The sequence below is a fragment of the Bacillus sp. FJAT-27986 genome, from assembly GCF_001685035.1.
GTDB lineage: Bacteria > Bacillota > Bacilli > Bacillales > Pradoshiaceae > Pradoshia.
In genome coordinates this window covers 359,418-374,969 of the sequence record NZ_MAYV01000015.1, presented here as the reverse complement: position 1 = coordinate 374,969, position 15,552 = coordinate 359,418, and the positions used below count along the sequence as shown (strand labels likewise).

The window sequence follows — 15,552 nt, the reverse complement described above, 5'->3', positions numbered from 1 at the left end:
GTAAGCAAACATATTGCGGCTAATTGCCTTAATTAGCTGCATTGATTTCTATAGCCTGGTGTGTCTTTAAGAATGCTTTTCCTTTTAAAGGACTTAAAATTAAAATAATCAAATCCTTATGAACAAAACAAAGGGGAAACCATAGGTCATTTAACGACTTATGGTTGCCCCCTCATTTTTTATATTTGAAAATCTTTTCCCTATACTCAGAAAACTCTTAGTAAAAGTCCTTAAGGAAATTTATGAATGATTGTTTAAAAATCGTTCAATTCTGGTTAAGGCTTCCCGTAATTGATCGATAGATGTAGCGTAAGAGCAACGGATATGCCCTTCTCCGCCTATACCAAATACATTGCCTGGTACTACTGCTACCTTTTCCTCAATCAATAATTTTTCTGCAAATTCTTCAGAGCTCATGCCAGTAGATTCAATGGATGGAAAAGCATAAAATGCTCCACCCGGTGTGTGGCACTTCAAACCAATCTCATTAAATGAACTAACAATATAATTTCTTCGATGATTATAGCTCATACGCATTTCTTCCACATATCCCGCCCCATATCGCAGGGCCTCCAAAGCAGCATATTGGGCAGATGTAGGGGCACACATAATCGCATACTGGTGGATTTTCAGCATAGCTTCAGAGATTTCTTTGTTTGCACATACAAAACCAAGCCTCCAGCCTGTCATAGCAAATCCCTTTGAGAAGCCTGATATTAAAATCGTCCGTTCATACATCCCTTCAATGGCTGCAAAGCTGGTATACGCGTCATCATAAACAAGTTCCGCATAGATTTCATCGGAAATCACAAGAACATCATGTTTAATAGCAATTTCAGCTAATGCTTTCAAATCATCCTTAGACAATTGGGTTCCTGTTGGATTATTGGGTGAACAAATCATAATCGCCTTCGTTTTCGGTGTTATAGCTGCTTCTAACTGTTCGGGTAACAGTTTAAAATCAGATTCTTTCATGGTTCCAACCGAAACAGGCTTACCTCCTGCCAATGCCACTAATGGAGCATAGGATACGAAGCATGGTTCAACGACTATTACTTCTTCTCCTGGGTTGAGAATGGCTCGTAAGGCGATATCGATTGCCTGACTTGCACCTACAGTTACAATAATTTGATTTTCAGGGGAGTATGTTACCTGAAAACGTCTACTCATATAGGCTGCAATTTCCTCGCGTAAATCAAGCAATCCTGCATTTGCTGTGTAAGACGTATAGCCTTCTTCCATCGAGAGGATAGCAGCTTCCCTGTATCGCCACGGAGTAACAAAATCTGGCTCACCTACACCAAGCGAAACGATACCTTCCATGCCTGCTGCCAAATCAAAAAATTTACGTATTCCGGAGGGCTTCATTTCTCGAGCCGTATCAGATAGATAACTCGTTTTAATCATGGAGTTATCACAATCCTTTTATCCTCATCAAGAGGTGCAAATACAGTCCCATCATGTTTATACTTTTTAAGAATAAAGTGAGTCGTTGTAGAAATAACTGAATCAAGAGTCGATAATTTGTCTGAAACAAATCGCGCTACCTCATTCATCGACTTGCCCTCAATGACCACAGATAAGTCATAAGCACCTGACATTAAATAAACGGATGTGACCTCTTCATAGCGATAAATTCGTTTTGCTGTCTCATCAAAGCCTACGCCTCTTTTAGGGGTTACTTTCACATCAATCATGGCAGTAACTCCTTCGTGATCTTTAACTTTCGACCAATCGACCAAAGCGGCATAGCCAACAATAATATTGGATTCTTTCAGTTTTTTTAAGGCTAGTTCAACTTCCTCTTTAGACATTGCTGTCATTTTTACTATATCATCCAGAGGGATTCTGGCGTTTTCTTCGAGAATATTCAAAATCTCAATTTCCTTAGCTGTAAGGTTCATACCCTCACCTCCATTAAAAGTATCATTAGATATAAAGATGTCTGAAAATTTAATTTAAATTAAACTTTTTCCATTATAACACTCATTTTATACATATGAATATGTAATCAATTATTTTCATCTCACATACCATATTTATTTGAGAAAACAAGCCAATTAATAAATCTTCTAAAACTGCCAGTCTGTAAATATATGATAAAATAAGGGAATCATATAAAGGCGGGGTGAAAAAATGAACAGTACAACAAATACAGAAACCATTATAGATCGTAAAGGAACAGCTTCGTATAAATGGGATAACGTTGATTCATTATTCGCAGGCAGTGACTTATGGCCAATGTGGGTGGCAGACATGGACTGGGCTTCGCCTGTTCAGGTACAGGAAGCTTTAATTACCCGCATACAACACCCAATATTCGGATATACATATGCCTCCGATTCTGTATACCAGGCTATCATAAATTGGATGAACGAAAAGCATAAATGGTCGCTTAAAAGAGAAAATATTTCTTTTAGTCCAGGTGTAGTTCCGTCCTTATCAGCAGCTGTTCTTGCATTTACTGAAGCTGGAGATCAAGTGATGATTCAAACACCTGTCTACGGTCCATTTCATAATGTCGTTAAAAGTAATGGCCGAACTCTTGTTACCAATAGAATGAAAATCAACCAAAATCAATTTGAAATTGATTTTGAAGACTTTGAAAACAAGCTTCGTAATGGAGTAAAATTATTCATCTTATGCAGCCCGCACAATCCTGGCGGAACGGTTTGGGCAAAGAAAGACCTTGAGAGAATGATTAGCCTATGTCAGCACTATCAAGTGCCTGTCATTTCCGATGAAATTCACGCTGACCTGATTCTTTATGACAATATTCACACACCTGCCGGAATCATCAGCAAAGATGTTATTACACTGATGGCTCCTAGTAAAACCTTTAATATCGCTGGATTGCATGGCTCTCTGATCCTAAGTGAAAATAAAGATTACCTCTTAAAAATGGAACAGCAATTCCTCAAGCAAGGTATTGGGGGCATTAATGTACTTGCCTATACTGCCATGGAAGCGGCCTACACCCATGGTGCTGAGTGGGTGAGTGAGACCGTATCCAAAATTGAAGAGAATATTGAAATCCTGACTGATTATGTTTCTAAGCATTTACCGAAAATAAACATCATGATTCCTCAAGCATCTTTCCTTGTTTGGATCGATTTACGGGATTTAGGAATATCAGATATTGAAATCACAGAAAGGCTCATCCATAAAGGGAAATTGGCTCTTGAACCTGGTGCGAAATATGGGCAGGATGGCCAAGGATTTGTTCGAATGAATATAGGGTGCTCTAAGGACACTCTCACTGAGGGCTTGCGCAGATTGCACGAAGCATTCCAAGACCTCAACTAATTATGTAACAAGCATTTGCCAATCAGTCTGGCAAATGCTTGTTTAATTTTAAGAAGAATCCACTCAGATTTCGGCAAAAAAAAACTGCACACTTTGCATGTGCAGCCATCATTGAATATTTTGCTCTTTTAATTTTTCTTCCAATTCCTTTGCCTTCTGTACCTGCTTACGATTATAAACAATGATAAACCGCATCGTTAACACTGCAAACAATGTAAAAATGGCCATCGTTAATCCGGCTGGAATGTATTCTCTTTTATCTTCAGGAAAATACAAGAATAATCCTATAATAAACGCTAATGGCTGAGACATGTTTTGAGACACCCTTTCCTGATTTGAAAACATTTGAATTTTAACCATATTATAACACGACTAGGGTGAGTATAAGTGATATTTGATTATCCTCATTTATAAATAAGAAAAAAGCTGCCGAGTCATCGACAGCCTACTTACATTATAGGGATTATTTTAGGATGTTGATTTTTTCAATCACTACATCATAAACCGGTTTATCGTTAGGACCTACTTTAGTAGTTGCGATGTCATCTACAACATCCATTCCTTCAGTAACTTGTCCAAACACGGTATGTCTGTGGTCAAGCCAAGGAGTTCCGCCTATTTCCATGTATTTTTCCACTGCTTCCTGAGGATATCCCGCTTGTTCCATTTGTCCTTTTAGATTCGCTTCAACAGCACCTTTTTGAACAATAAAGAATTGACTTCCATTTGTACCAGGGCCGGCATTTGCCATAGACAAAGCACCACGGAAATTAAATAAATCCATCGTGAATTCATCTTCGAATGATTTACCCCAAATGCTTTCTCCACCCATTCCTGTTCCAGTTGGATCTCCGCCTTGAATCATGAAATCATTGATCACGCGGTGGAAAATGATCCCCTCGTAGTATCCATTTTCTGCATGAGTCAGGAAATTTTCAACCGCTTTAGGAGCTTGGTCAGGGAATAATTTGATTTGGATGGAACCTTTATTAGTTACCATCTCCACTAATCTTTCATTACCTTGTACTTCTGTAAATTGAGGTAATACTGTCATTTTATCTTCGCCTTCTTTCTCTTTAATGGTTTGATCCAGCTTTAAAGTTGTTTGATCACCAGATTGGAATACCTTATCTTTTATATACAGATTCCAAATCGCTGCACCAAGGAGGATTATTAATAATAGTATCATGGTCTTCCATTTCATTTAAACTACCTCCAATTTTTCACTTTACACGATTCTCAAAAAAAAAGCATCTTTCTGAAGAGCTTTTTATAGGATTGATTATGGTACATCGGTATGATAGAGAAGAACAGATATGAATGGGGGATAAAAATGAATGAACTCACTATTGGCGACCAAGTGATTGCACATTATAAAACCGGTAAATATGTAGGCGGAATCACCAATATCCGAACAAATGGATATATGGTTGTTAAAATACTGGCTGTATTAAAGCACCCTATGCAGGGAGATCTTCATCATCCAAAACAAACAGAAGTTGATTTTTTCCATGAGCGAAAGGCTTTAGCTTACAGGGAACAAACCAACATCCCGGTAAACATGGTGAAACCGTTTAAAGGGGAAATTCCTGATTACACAGAATCCCTGCGCCAGTCTCTTGAAACATTAAAACAGGAATTGCTAAAAGAAGAATCAAAGTGGTCAGATATGTCTTTGTCAGCTATATCGAATATAGAGCGCGAGTATTTTCCAATATGATAAACATAAAAAACCAAATCACTCTTTACTGATTTGGTTTTTTACGTCAACCCATTAAATAACTGTGAAAAATCCACAACGTCTCCGATTGTCGTTGGCTTATAGTTATCCACATACCTCCTGTCCTGCTCAATTAATGTAAACAGTTCATAAGTCATTCTGGCATCATCCAAAGCACGATGCCAAACGCCTTTAGCCTTGTCCCCATATTGCTGAACTGCTTTCCATAGGCCTGTCTGATTTCGGTCACCAAAGAATTTTTGATACTCAATCGATAAATCCAATTGCTTTCCCGTTAAAGGGAATATATGTCCTGAATACTGACAGTTTTGCTTTAACACCTTCATATCCATGTTTCCCCATGTAGCAATCGTTGGAGAGTTAGGATGATCCAATTCTCGCAGTAAACTGTGAAAAACATCAAATTCCACCCCTGTCTTAAGATCATCTTCGGTAATGTGCAAAAAGTTCTTACATCGGTTCGTTAACGACTGAAATACTCTGGGCAGGACATAAGAATTGTATTGATTGACTATTGTTCCACTCTTTACCTCGATAATTCCATATTCAATGATTTCAGGAAAGAACCCATTCGGATTATTTCGATCCTCTGGCATTGTAAATTCAAAATCTATGAATAAATAGTGGTCATCCTTCTTCACAATGATACAACCTCCTTGTTTTCGTGTAATCTATTGCTCCTTCCAAATTTTCCTCTTTTAACCATAAAATCAATACGATATAGTTAAATATACGAATAGAATTCCAGGTGGGTAAAAATGAGAAAATCAATTGGATTTTGTATGATTTTATTACTGGTTCCATCCTTATACGGATTGAGTACATTAACACTGAATGAGTTTTCCAAATTGCAAAGCCTCAATCATGTTTTGGACACCAATTTACAAATAGATCAATCAGCCATGCAGCTTAACAGTACAATCACAGATTCCGATGGACAATTATCAGAGAAATCTATCAAACAGAGAATCGGAAATATATAAAGGATGCTGATATCCCTCAAATTTTAAAGGATATTTACGTAGTTTCAGAGGATCAGCATTTTTATTCACATAAGGGGTTTGATTTATCAGCTATTAGCAGAGCGTTCATAATTAATACGGAAAGCGGGGGAATTCATCAAGGGGGCAGCACCATTACACAACAGCTCGCTCGAAATTTATTCCTCACAAATGAACGTACATATAATCGTAAATTAACTGAACTGCTTTACGCCTATCAGCTTGAGCGTGATTTTTCAAAAGATTAACTATTAAATACTTACATAATTGCGATTTACTATGGTAACAGTTCCTATGGAATTGAAGCTGCTGCTCATTTTTATTTTTCCAAATCAGCAAAGAATCTCAAGCATGGTGAACTCTCTTTTCTAGCGGCAATTCCTAATAACCCTAGTCTTTATGACCCGCTGACTAATTTCCAAAATACAAAAAAACGCCAGGTTAGACTTCTGCAGCAACTTGAGAATAAGAATTTCATAACGAATGGAGAAAAAGAGCAAATTTTAAAAGAATCAATAAAATTAAATCTTTCCAAACGAATCCAAGAATTTCCTGATTATACCGATTACACGCTGGCTGAATTTCGTCAGCTGGTCGCAGAGCAGGATGGTTATCAGTTTTCTGGTTTATCTGAACAAGAATCTAATCAATTAACAGAGAAATTAGATAACCGCATCACGGAACTGCTGCATTCAGGAATTACGATCCACACTTTTTCTCGATTCAGATATTCAGAAAAAGCCAAATCAGCCGTTAGTAGCATCCTGCCTTATAAAAACGTTGAAGCATCAGCGGTAGTTATTAATCATTCTACTCATGAGCTTGTCTCATTGATTGGGGGAAAAACATATAAACCCTCAACATTTAATCGAGCCCATTAAAGTTTTCGTCAGCCAGGATCTACGATTAAACCATTGCTGGTATATGCGCCTTATTTGAAAACTAATAAGGATCCAAAAAATAGACGCTTCAGCGATATGCATCGAAAATTACTGCCCAGAGAACTATGGTCATTCAACATATAGCAATCTTCCACTCAATCAGGCAATGGCCAAATCGGTTAATACTGCAGCTGTTCGATTGCTTCAAAAAACAGGTAGCTTATATAGGAGGAAAAACCGGTACAACAAATGATTATCATGATTTATGGTTTATTGGGATGACTGCTTCGTATACTGGTGGGGTCTGGGTGGGCAAGGATCAGCCGTCCAGTATTGATTTTTTAAATAAAAGTCAGCCGCAAATACAAATATGGAAAAGCATGATGTATTCTCTCTATTAGAGGTTCATCATGCTTTTTCCTTTACAGCGGAAGTCCCGCCATTATACTATTATATAATTTTAAGACAGAGAGACAGACTGCCAATAACAGAACGGCCCAGATAGTTACATGAAAAAATATAATCCCTATCAATCAGGTACCCGATAAGGATGAACTGATTTTATACAGAAAGTATATAAAAGCGAATAATGAAGTAAGTAAAAAGCAGCCTGCAAGCAACCAAAGACAACATAACATAGATATAAGTCCACCTATCAGAAAAATGATAGAAGTCCCTCTCAGCTTTTGCAGGTCTTCTCCCACCTTATCCTTTGAGAAAAATAAAAGTGACAGTTCCAAAAAGGTATCGACAAGAAGCTTTAACACAGCAAGTAACATAAAAAAACAGATAAAGAACAATAATAAAAAGGATAATTTAATATGGATCTCTGATAACAATCCAGTCATGCCTGAATAGAGCCCATTGCTTTTTAAAAATGCAATCATTCTTACCATAAGATGAACAGCAAAGAACAGACTAAATGCCATTATCGATAATAAGGGAAAATAACCTGTTACATATGTATTCTTCATTTTCATTATTCCTTATACTTCACATTTTCCCATTATAAACCATTTATCGGAAAGGAGAATTAAATTTTTAAATTTTTTCCTTCATATAATACATGGTTAAAACACATGAATACCAGTCTTTTCAAGTACAGTCTAATATAAATTTGCTGTATAATTTGCTATGCTGAATGTACGGATTGGTACATTTTGTTGTAATTTTTCAATATTTTATAATTTTTTAAGGGAGGTCCTTATGTCAATGCTTCACTTGAGTATATTACTGCCTTTTTTGGCTGCGATATGTATTCCGTTTATAGGCAAATATGCTCGTAAAATACATACCGGATGGTTCGTACTCATTATACCTATCGTATTATTTGGTTATTTGTTTACGTTCCTGCCTGAAATAACGGATCATCAATCCATAACAGCTAGTTTTGAGTGGATTCCTTCACTAAACATATCATTTGATGTTTATGTAGACGGATTAGGCCTGCTCTTCGCTATGCTGATCACAGGTATTGGTACACTAGTTATTCTGTACTCCATCTTTTATATGGACAAAACAAAAGAAAAACTGAGTAATTTTTATGTTTATTTACTATTATTTATGGGGGCTATGCTTGGGGTTGTCCTATCTGACAACTTAATCGTCCTTTATACGTTTTGGGAATTTACCAGCCTTTCTTCCTTCCTGCTGATTGGCTATTGGCATGAGAGAAAAGGATCTCGCTACGGAGCGCAAAAATCATTATTAATCACCTTTTTAGGTGGCTTATCCATGCTAGGAGGTTTTATAACCCTCTCTGTAATGGGAAATACCTTCAGCATCAGAGAATTAATTTCAATGGCTCCTGATTTGGTAAACCATCCTCTTTTTTATTTTTCGATGATACTCGTTTTATTAGGGGCATTCACGAAGTCTGCCCAATTCCCATTCCACATTTGGTTACCTGATGCAATGGAAGCACCTACACCAGTCAGTGCATATCTTCATTCAGCAACGATGGTTAAAGCAGGTATCTATTTAGTAGCACGTTTGAGCCCTATATTTGCTTTATCAGGTGAATGGGTATGGATTATCGGCCTGGTCGGTATCATAACCTTAATTTGGGGTTCCTTTAATGCAGTACGTCAGTATGATTTAAAAGGGATTCTTGCCTACTCAACAGTCAGCCAGCTCGGCTTAATCATGTCCCTGCTTGGCATCGGTGCGGCTTCCCTCCATTTTGGATCAGCCGAGAATAATGTATATATTGCCGCTGTTTCGGCAGCTGTTTTTCACCTAATTAACCATGCAACCTTTAAAGGTTCATTATTCATGGCAGTCGGTATAATTGATCACGAAACGGGAACTAGGGATATTCGTAAACTGGGCGGATTAATGACCATAATGCCAATCACTTTTACTATTGCTGCAATCGGAGCATTCTCAATGGCAGGCTTGCCTCCATTCAATGGCTTCTTGAGTAAGGAAATGTTCTTTGGCAGCCTATTAGATATAACAAAAGCAGATTTTCTTAACCTGCAAACATGGGGTAATTTATTCCCTGTTATTGGATGGCTGGCAAGTGTATTCACATTTGTTTACTGTATGATTCTTTTATTTAGAACATTTGGCGGCAAACTTCAGCCTGAAAAATTAACGAAAAAACCACATGAAGCACCGATTGGATTATTGATTTCACCAATCACGCTTGCAGCCTTGGTTATTATTTTTGGATTATTTCCAAACATCCTTACTTCAACAATTATTGAGCCAGCTTCTGCAGCTATCCTGCCGAGCCTTTATGAAAACGGAAACCCTCCGCATCTTCATATACAAATGTGGCACGGAGTAAATGGCGCATTATTAATGACAATCGGAGTTGTCATCTTAGGAATTATCTTGTATAAGTTCTATCCAAAATGGAGCAAGATTTATACGTATTTCTCTGATAAATACACATTAAACAATGCATATAATATGGGATTAAGATCACTGGATACAGGTTCACGTCTCATTACCCGCGGATATATGAACGGGAGTATCCATGATTATTTAGTTTATATATTTGGCTTCTTGATTATCAGTTTACTTTATACGGTTTGGAAAACCGATAGCTTTGCATTCGAAACAACCAGTATGACTCCAATTGGGGTATACGAAGTTATTTTGATCTTTATCTTAGTTCTGGCTTCAATCATGATTCTATTTGCAAAATCGAGACTGACTTCAATCATTTTAATGGGAGCGGTTGGTTATACGGTATCACTTTTATTTGTTCTATTTAGGGCACCTGATTTAGCCTTAACTCAATTTGTCATTGAAACAGTATCTACATCGCTGTTCTTGCTTTGTTTCTATCACTTGCCGAAGTATAAACCAAAGGAAAAGCGTATGCGTTTTAAATTGACAAACCTGGCAATCTCTCTCGGTGTCGGAATTACGATGACACTTATCGCGCTGGCTTCTCACAGTACGAAGCTATTTGAATCCATCTCTGAATTTTATAAAGAGGTTACGTACAAAGAAGCTGGTGGAGAGAATATGGTTAACGTAATCCTGGTTGACTTCCGTGGTTTGGATACCATGTTTGAAATCACCGTATTATCCATTGCAGCCATGGGAATTTACACCATGATTAAACTCCGTCTCACGAAAAGAGGAGGGGAAGAATGAAAACAAATGATTTAATTTTACAGACGGTTACTAAAATCGCAACTTTTATTATTATTTTGTTCTCTATACACATTTTCTTTGCCGGACACTATACGCCGGGCGGTGGATTTATCGGTGGTCTTATGACTTCTTCTGCCATCATTCTTTTATTGCTGGCATTTGATTTAAAAACCGTAAAAAGTTTTCTGCCGGTAAATTATTTATCGTTGATAGCTGTGGGGTTGTTGTTATCTGTCGGGACTGGAGCTGGTGCGTTATTCTTCGATGCTCCTTTCCTGACGCACGCCTTTGATTATTTTGATTTGCCGCTCCTTGGAAAAACATCCCTTCATACAGCAGTTATCTTTGATACGGGTGTTTATCTAGTTGTAATCGGCGTGACAATGACCATTATTCAAACGATTGGGGAGAGTGAATGATGGAGATTTTAATGTGTTTTGCTATAGGAATTCTATTTACGATTTCCACCTATTTACTTTTATCAAAAAGCTTGCTTCGTATCATTATTGGAACAAGCATATTGAGCCATGCGGTGAATTTATTGGTTCTTACCATGGGAGGATTAAAACAAGGAGCTGTGCCTATCTTAAGTGAACACGCCAAATCCTATGTGGATCCGCTGCCACAGGCATTAATCCTGACAGCGATTGTAATTAGCTTCGGTGTCACATCTTTCTTCCTGGTATTGGCCTATCGTTCCTATCAGGAACTTGGAACGGATAACATGGATCAACTGAGAGGAAATAAGTCATATGAATAACCTTGTTATATTACCTATTTTACTTCCGTTATTGACAGGAATTTTATTGTTATTCCTTGCGAAAAAAATAAATGCCCAACGAATAGTCGCCTTGGCCTCTTCTATACTGGTCCTGGTAGTTACCTTTTCACTTTTAATAGAGGTAAAAACAAATGGCATTCTAACCTTGCAGGCCGGCAGCTGGGATGCCCCTTTCGGAATTAGTCTTGTAGCGGATATGTTGGCAGCCTTACTGGTTTTAACTACATCTCTTATTACATTAGTAACGATTATTTATTCTTTTAAAAATATTGATGCAAACCGTGAAAAATATTTCTACTATGCCCTTATCCAATTTTTAATTGTAGGTGTTAACGGGGCATTTTTGACCGGAGATATATTCAACTTATTTGTATTTTTTGAAGTAATGCTGATGTCATCTTATGTATTACTTGTGACAGGTGGTACAAAAGTACAGCTTCGCGAGTCTATTAAATATTTGCTTGTAAATGTAATTGCTTCTGGCCTTTTTGTTGCTGCTGTTGCATTCTTATACTCTGTTGTAGGTACGCTGAATATGGCAGATATCTCAGAAAGAATTGCGGAAGTAGACCAGCCGGGAATCATCACGGTTATCGCTGTTCTGTTTCTAATCGTGTTTGGATTGAAGGCAGCCATTTTTCCTTTATATTTTTGGATGCCCGGCTCATACTTTGCGCCGCCAATTCCAATCCTGGCTTTGTTTGGTTCATTATTAACGAAGGTTGGTGTTTATTCCATCCTAAGAACCTTTACCATTATGTTTTATCATCATACTGATTATACGCATACATTGCTGGAGTACCTTGGAATTTTAACCATTGTATTTGGCTGTATCGGTGTATTGGCCTATATGGATGGTAAAAAAATCATCATTTACAATATCGTAATTGCCATTGGTGTTATAATCTTCGGTATTTCAATCATGAATACCGCATCCATATCCGGTTCAATTATGTATACAATTCATGACATGATGATTAAAGCAGCCCTGTTTCTGCTTATTGGAGTAATGATGGCCAAAACAGGGACAAGTAATATTAAGCGCATGGGTGGGTTAATTCACGAATCTCCACTTTTAGCTTGGATGTTCTTCATAGCGGCTATATCGTTAGCAGGGGTTCCACCTTTCAGCGGTTTTACAGGAAAATTACTAATCATTCAGGGTGCCTTTGATGAAAGGCATTACGTAGGAGGATTGGTAGTCCTATTCTCAAGTTTAATTGTTTTATATTCCGTGATGCGCATTTTCATATTCGCGTTCTGGGGAGAGAAAAAAGTTTACGATGAGAACTTCCCCAAGAAAGATAACCGTTTTTTACTATTGCCGATCGGCATTTTACTTGTAGTCTCAATATTGTACGGATTGGGCTCTGAAGTTGTTTATACGTATGTTTCTGATGCGGTTGATGTTTTAATGAATCCATCAGATTACATTCAGGCCGTACTAAAGGAGTGATGAAGATATGTCTTATCAAATATTATTAAATGTAATTCTAGCCTTGACCTGGATGTTCCTGACGACGTCAAATACAGCCGCTTCCTTTATTATCGGCTATTTAATTGGGGCGATTATTCTTTTTCTATTCAGACGCTTTTTTTCGACTCGGTTTTATTTGCATAAGGTAGTGGCTGTCCTTCACCTTCTGGGGATATTTATACGAGAATTATTGATTGCAAACTTCGACGTTTTTAAAACAATCATCAGACCAAAGCTTGAACTGAAGCCAGGAATTTTTACTTATGAAACCAAACTTAAATCGGATTGGCAGATCACTCTTCTGTCCTGTCTGATTACCTTAACTCCCGGTACATTAGTTCTGGATATTTCTTCTGATAACAAAACATTATTCATCCATGCATTAAACATATCGGAGATTCCAGAGATGCAAGAAAGTATAAAAAATTCATTTGAGCGGCTTATTCTGGAGGTGAGTGAGTAATGATTAATTTCATCCTTCAGCTTTCTTTAGTCTGTATAGCTATTTCGATGCTCATTCTAATTTATAGAGTAATTAAGGGACCAAGCATCCCTGATCGTGTAATGGCATTGGATGCTATTGGCATGAACTTAATTTGCATGATTGCCATACTATCTTTATTGCTCAGCACATCCATGTTTTTAGAGGTTATCCTTCTGATCAGTATTCTTTCGTTCACTGGTACGGTTGCCTTTTCGAAATTCCTGGAGAAAGGGGAAATCATAGAAAATGAACGAAATTAGTTCCTATATTTTTGTTTGTATCGTTTTAATCGGTTCTATATTAACCGTTGTATCAGCTCTTGGAATACTCCGTTTACCCGATGTCTATACGCGGAACCATGCAGCTTCTAAAACATCCACTTTGGGTGTAACCCTTGTATTGCTTGGCACATTCTTATATTTCTGGATTACAGAGGGCCATTTTAACTCCCGTATCCTGTTAGCTATCTTCTTTATTTTTATGACAGCTCCGGTTGCCGGACATTTAATCAGCCGTGCAGCCTATAATACAGGCGTTAAATTGTGGAAACATAGTGTGCGTGATGATTTAAAAAAGGCAAAAAAACAAAAAAATAGCTAATGACAGAAAAAGAGGATGCTTACAAGATCGCTTTAGACCTTGTAAAACATCCTCATTTTTTTATTTGAATAACAGCAAGCGTACATCTGCTGATACATATTAATTCGTTCTCTTCATCCGTTATTTTAATTTCCCATACCATTGTTTTTTTTCCTCTGTGTACAATATTTCCTGTTGCGGTCACCAAGCCTTCCCTTTTGCTTTTAAGATGATTCGCATTAATCTCTAAACCAACGACTGCTTCTTTCTCCTCGTCAACCATTGTATATCCACCAAGACTGGCGACCGTTTCGGCAAGAGCCACCGATGCGCCACCGTGAAGAAGTCCCATCGGCTGGTGTGTCCGATGGTCAACAGGCATGGTTGCAACAACTCTTCCTTCACAGACCTCAACTATTTCTATCCCTAATGTACCCATCAATGTTTTACTTAAATCCAATTAAAGGCATCCTTTCCATTGCTTATTTGTTATGAATTAGATAAAGAGCGGAAAAATAAAGGAGTAAAGCTTTCTTACAACTGATTCCTATTCTGATTTTTAAGGTGAATCCCTTCGAAAAAAGATGAACTGGATATCTGTAAGACTTTACAAAAAGCATATCTAGATGATGGAGGATTGGTCAAATGGATCTTCGAGAAGGAATGGTTCCAACTGTATTAGGTACCGCTGTTGCTGCTACTGGTTATGCCCTTAAACAAAAGCATAATAGCAATAAAATGATTGCCAATGCACTATTTGGATTTGGGCTTGCCCATATTGCTCTTGGTGTTATTGATTTAGTCGAGCATCGCAACGATATCTAAACGAACATCATCTATCCCCTAAATAAGCAACCTAACCGTTGCTTATTTTTTGGTCTAATACAATCTACCTTCTCTTATATATAGTTATAAGGTATTTTATTTCGTAAGAGGAGGTGCCCATATGTATGCAAATCAACAGTTTTATAACTGGGCTCAAAGTCTAGGTCCTCATTACCACATACCCACATGGATCCATCCATCTGTTACTGGTATGAATTCTTATTCTTCATATAACAGAAAAGTTCCTGCTATAGATACAACAAAATTTAAGAATTCTGCCAATCGAACCGCGTCCTATCTGACTGAAGCATTAAGAATTGCCAATCAGATCTCTGCATCTCAAGATTTAGCTCGTCAAATTATGGCAGCCTCTGAGTTTAATAACCTAAGCGAAGTGAATCGATTATTGCTTTCAACCGGTATTCGAATAGCTCCTTCCATCTATTACGATCCGGAGGGAATTCGGCTGGTTTTTGCTGATAAACAAACCAGTCCTCCCTGTTGTGAAGTTGGGGTAGTCATACGATGGAGCTAAAAACCAGCAGTTTGATAACTGCTGGTTTTGTTTACAAATTATTATTAATAAAATCCGCCACCATATCCCCATGGGGACCCATATCCATACGGAGGATAACCATATCCATATCCCCATGGTCTGCTAAGCAATGCTCCACCTATTAATCCGCCGGCTAATCCTAAACCAAATCCCCCGATCGGACCTCCAAATCCAAAACCAAAACCTGGTCTACCCCATGGTCTTCCCCACGGTCCGCCCCACGGTCTGCCCCATGGTCTTCTCTGTCTGTAATCCATCTGTAAAATACCTCCTGTTTGTTTAAATGCCTACACTATTATGTATGCA

Annotated in this window: 19 protein-coding genes and 2 pseudogenes; 13 read left to right on the top strand and 8 right to left on the bottom strand. The window is 37.8% G+C overall.

Annotated elements, in window-relative coordinates; all coding sequences use genetic code 11:
• Nucleotides 1-240: 240 nt before the first annotated feature.
• Both A8L44_RS12715 and A8L44_RS12710 read right to left on the bottom strand, forming a co-directional pair.
• The gene (locus tag A8L44_RS12715; protein ID WP_066106660.1) at nt 241-1,407 is read right to left on the bottom strand and encodes an aminotransferase; all 1,167 of its coding nucleotides are present in this window, start codon (nt 1,405-1,407) and stop codon (nt 241-243) included.
• Nucleotides 1,404-1,904: an Lrp/AsnC family transcriptional regulator gene (locus tag A8L44_RS12710; protein ID WP_066106655.1), complete on the bottom strand. Its 501-nt coding sequence runs from the start codon at nt 1,902-1,904 to the stop codon at nt 1,404-1,406. Before A8L44_RS12710 ends, A8L44_RS12715 begins: the two co-directional genes overlap by 4 nt.
• 232 nt (nt 1,905-2,136) lie before the next feature.
• Between A8L44_RS12710 and A8L44_RS12705 the strand changes: the two genes are divergently transcribed.
• On the top strand, nt 2,137-3,306 hold the full coding sequence (locus tag A8L44_RS12705; RefSeq protein ID WP_066106652.1) for a MalY/PatB family protein: 1,170 nt from the start codon (nt 2,137-2,139) through the stop codon (nt 3,304-3,306).
• Between the two features lie 108 nt (nt 3,307-3,414).
• Here the strand turns inward: A8L44_RS12705 and A8L44_RS12700 are convergent, their stop codons facing one another.
• Together A8L44_RS12700 and A8L44_RS12695 are read right to left on the bottom strand one after the other, a co-directional pair.
• Nucleotides 3,415-3,618 carry a hypothetical protein gene (locus A8L44_RS12700; RefSeq protein ID WP_066106649.1) on the bottom strand — a complete coding sequence of 68 codons (204 nt, stop codon included), beginning with the start codon at nt 3,616-3,618 and terminating at the stop codon, nt 3,415-3,417.
• A gap of 151 nt (nt 3,619-3,769) precedes the next feature.
• Nucleotides 3,770-4,510 (bottom strand): peptidylprolyl isomerase, encoded by a 741-nt coding sequence (locus tag A8L44_RS12695; protein ID WP_077248121.1) that lies wholly within the window; start codon nt 4,508-4,510, stop codon nt 3,770-3,772.
• A gap of 129 nt (nt 4,511-4,639) precedes the next feature.
• Here A8L44_RS12695 and A8L44_RS12690 point away from each other — a divergent pair, with 129 nt between their 5' ends.
• A complete protein-coding gene (locus A8L44_RS12690; protein WP_066106646.1) occupies nt 4,640-5,026 on the top strand; it encodes a kinase-associated lipoprotein B in 387 nt (128 codons plus the stop codon).
• Between the two features lie 41 nt (nt 5,027-5,067).
• Here A8L44_RS12690 and kapD read toward each other — a convergent pair whose 3' ends face one another.
• A complete protein-coding gene (kapD, locus tag A8L44_RS12685; RefSeq protein WP_066106643.1) occupies nt 5,068-5,688 on the bottom strand; it encodes a 3'-5' exonuclease KapD in 621 nt (206 codons plus the stop codon).
• 117 nt (nt 5,689-5,805) lie between these two features.
• Here kapD and A8L44_RS12680 point away from each other — a divergent pair, with 117 nt between their 5' ends.
• Both A8L44_RS12680 and A8L44_RS19490 read left to right on the top strand, forming a co-directional pair.
• On the top strand, nt 5,806-6,030 hold the full coding sequence (locus A8L44_RS12680; RefSeq protein WP_066106641.1) for a hypothetical protein: 225 nt from the start codon (nt 5,806-5,808) through the stop codon (nt 6,028-6,030).
• Nucleotides 5,988-6,929: pseudogene (locus tag A8L44_RS19490) on the top strand (transglycosylase domain-containing protein). The gene A8L44_RS12680 and the pseudogene A8L44_RS19490 overlap by 43 nt, the downstream one beginning before the upstream one ends.
• 422 nt (nt 6,930-7,351) lie before the next feature.
• On the opposite strand, the pseudogene A8L44_RS19260 reads toward A8L44_RS19490, so the two are convergent.
• Nucleotides 7,352-7,816: pseudogene (locus A8L44_RS19260) on the bottom strand (DUF5366 family protein).
• 319 nt (nt 7,817-8,135) lie between these two features.
• Between A8L44_RS19260 and A8L44_RS12665 the strand changes: the two are divergent.
• From A8L44_RS12665 to mnhG, 7 genes are read left to right on the top strand one after another with little or no spacing between them, the layout of a single operon-like run.
• A complete protein-coding gene (locus tag A8L44_RS12665) occupies nt 8,136-10,544 on the top strand; it encodes a Na+/H+ antiporter subunit A (protein WP_066106633.1) in 2,409 nt (802 codons plus the stop codon).
• Complete coding sequence (locus A8L44_RS12660) at nt 10,541-10,963, top strand: Na(+)/H(+) antiporter subunit B (RefSeq protein WP_066106630.1); 423 nt, start codon at nt 10,541-10,543, stop codon at nt 10,961-10,963. The genes A8L44_RS12665 and A8L44_RS12660 overlap by 4 nt, the downstream gene beginning before the upstream one ends.
• The gene (locus A8L44_RS12655; RefSeq protein WP_066106626.1) at nt 10,963-11,304 is read left to right on the top strand and encodes a Na(+)/H(+) antiporter subunit C; all 342 of its coding nucleotides are present in this window, start codon (nt 10,963-10,965) and stop codon (nt 11,302-11,304) included. The genes A8L44_RS12660 and A8L44_RS12655 overlap by 1 nt, the downstream gene beginning before the upstream one ends.
• Nucleotides 11,297-12,781, top strand: coding sequence for a Na+/H+ antiporter subunit D (locus tag A8L44_RS12650; protein WP_066106623.1), 1,485 nt, complete (start codon nt 11,297-11,299; stop codon nt 12,779-12,781). Before A8L44_RS12655 ends, A8L44_RS12650 begins: the two co-directional genes overlap by 8 nt.
• Nucleotides 12,782-12,788: 7 nt before the next feature.
• Entirely contained in the window at nt 12,789-13,265 is a 477-nt protein-coding gene (locus A8L44_RS12645; RefSeq protein WP_066106620.1) for a Na+/H+ antiporter subunit E, read from the top strand.
• Nucleotides 13,265-13,546: a Na(+)/H(+) antiporter subunit F1 gene (locus A8L44_RS12640; protein WP_066106615.1), complete on the top strand. Its 282-nt coding sequence runs from the start codon at nt 13,265-13,267 to the stop codon at nt 13,544-13,546. Before A8L44_RS12645 ends, A8L44_RS12640 begins: the two co-directional genes overlap by 1 nt.
• Nucleotides 13,533-13,886 carry a monovalent cation/H(+) antiporter subunit G gene (gene mnhG / locus A8L44_RS12635; protein ID WP_066106612.1) on the top strand — a complete coding sequence of 118 codons (354 nt, stop codon included), beginning with the start codon at nt 13,533-13,535 and terminating at the stop codon, nt 13,884-13,886. Before A8L44_RS12640 ends, mnhG begins: the two co-directional genes overlap by 14 nt.
• A gap of 52 nt (nt 13,887-13,938) precedes the next feature.
• On the opposite strand, the gene A8L44_RS12630 is transcribed toward mnhG, so the two are convergent.
• The gene (locus A8L44_RS12630) at nt 13,939-14,304 is read right to left on the bottom strand and encodes a hotdog fold thioesterase (protein WP_066106926.1); all 366 of its coding nucleotides are present in this window, start codon (nt 14,302-14,304) and stop codon (nt 13,939-13,941) included.
• A gap of 206 nt (nt 14,305-14,510) precedes the next feature.
• Here A8L44_RS12630 and A8L44_RS12625 point away from each other — a divergent pair, with 206 nt between their 5' ends.
• Nucleotides 14,511-14,690: an asparagine synthase gene (locus A8L44_RS12625; protein ID WP_066106609.1), complete on the top strand. Its 180-nt coding sequence runs from the start codon at nt 14,511-14,513 to the stop codon at nt 14,688-14,690.
• Between the two features lie 121 nt (nt 14,691-14,811).
• Nucleotides 14,812-15,225 (top strand): hypothetical protein, encoded by a 414-nt coding sequence (locus A8L44_RS12620; protein WP_066106606.1) that lies wholly within the window; start codon nt 14,812-14,814, stop codon nt 15,223-15,225.
• Nucleotides 15,226-15,269: 44 nt separating this feature from the next.
• Here A8L44_RS12620 and A8L44_RS12615 read toward each other — a convergent pair whose 3' ends face one another.
• Nucleotides 15,270-15,503: a hypothetical protein gene (locus A8L44_RS12615; protein WP_066106603.1), complete on the bottom strand. Its 234-nt coding sequence runs from the start codon at nt 15,501-15,503 to the stop codon at nt 15,270-15,272.
• Nucleotides 15,504-15,552: the final 49 nt, after the last annotated feature.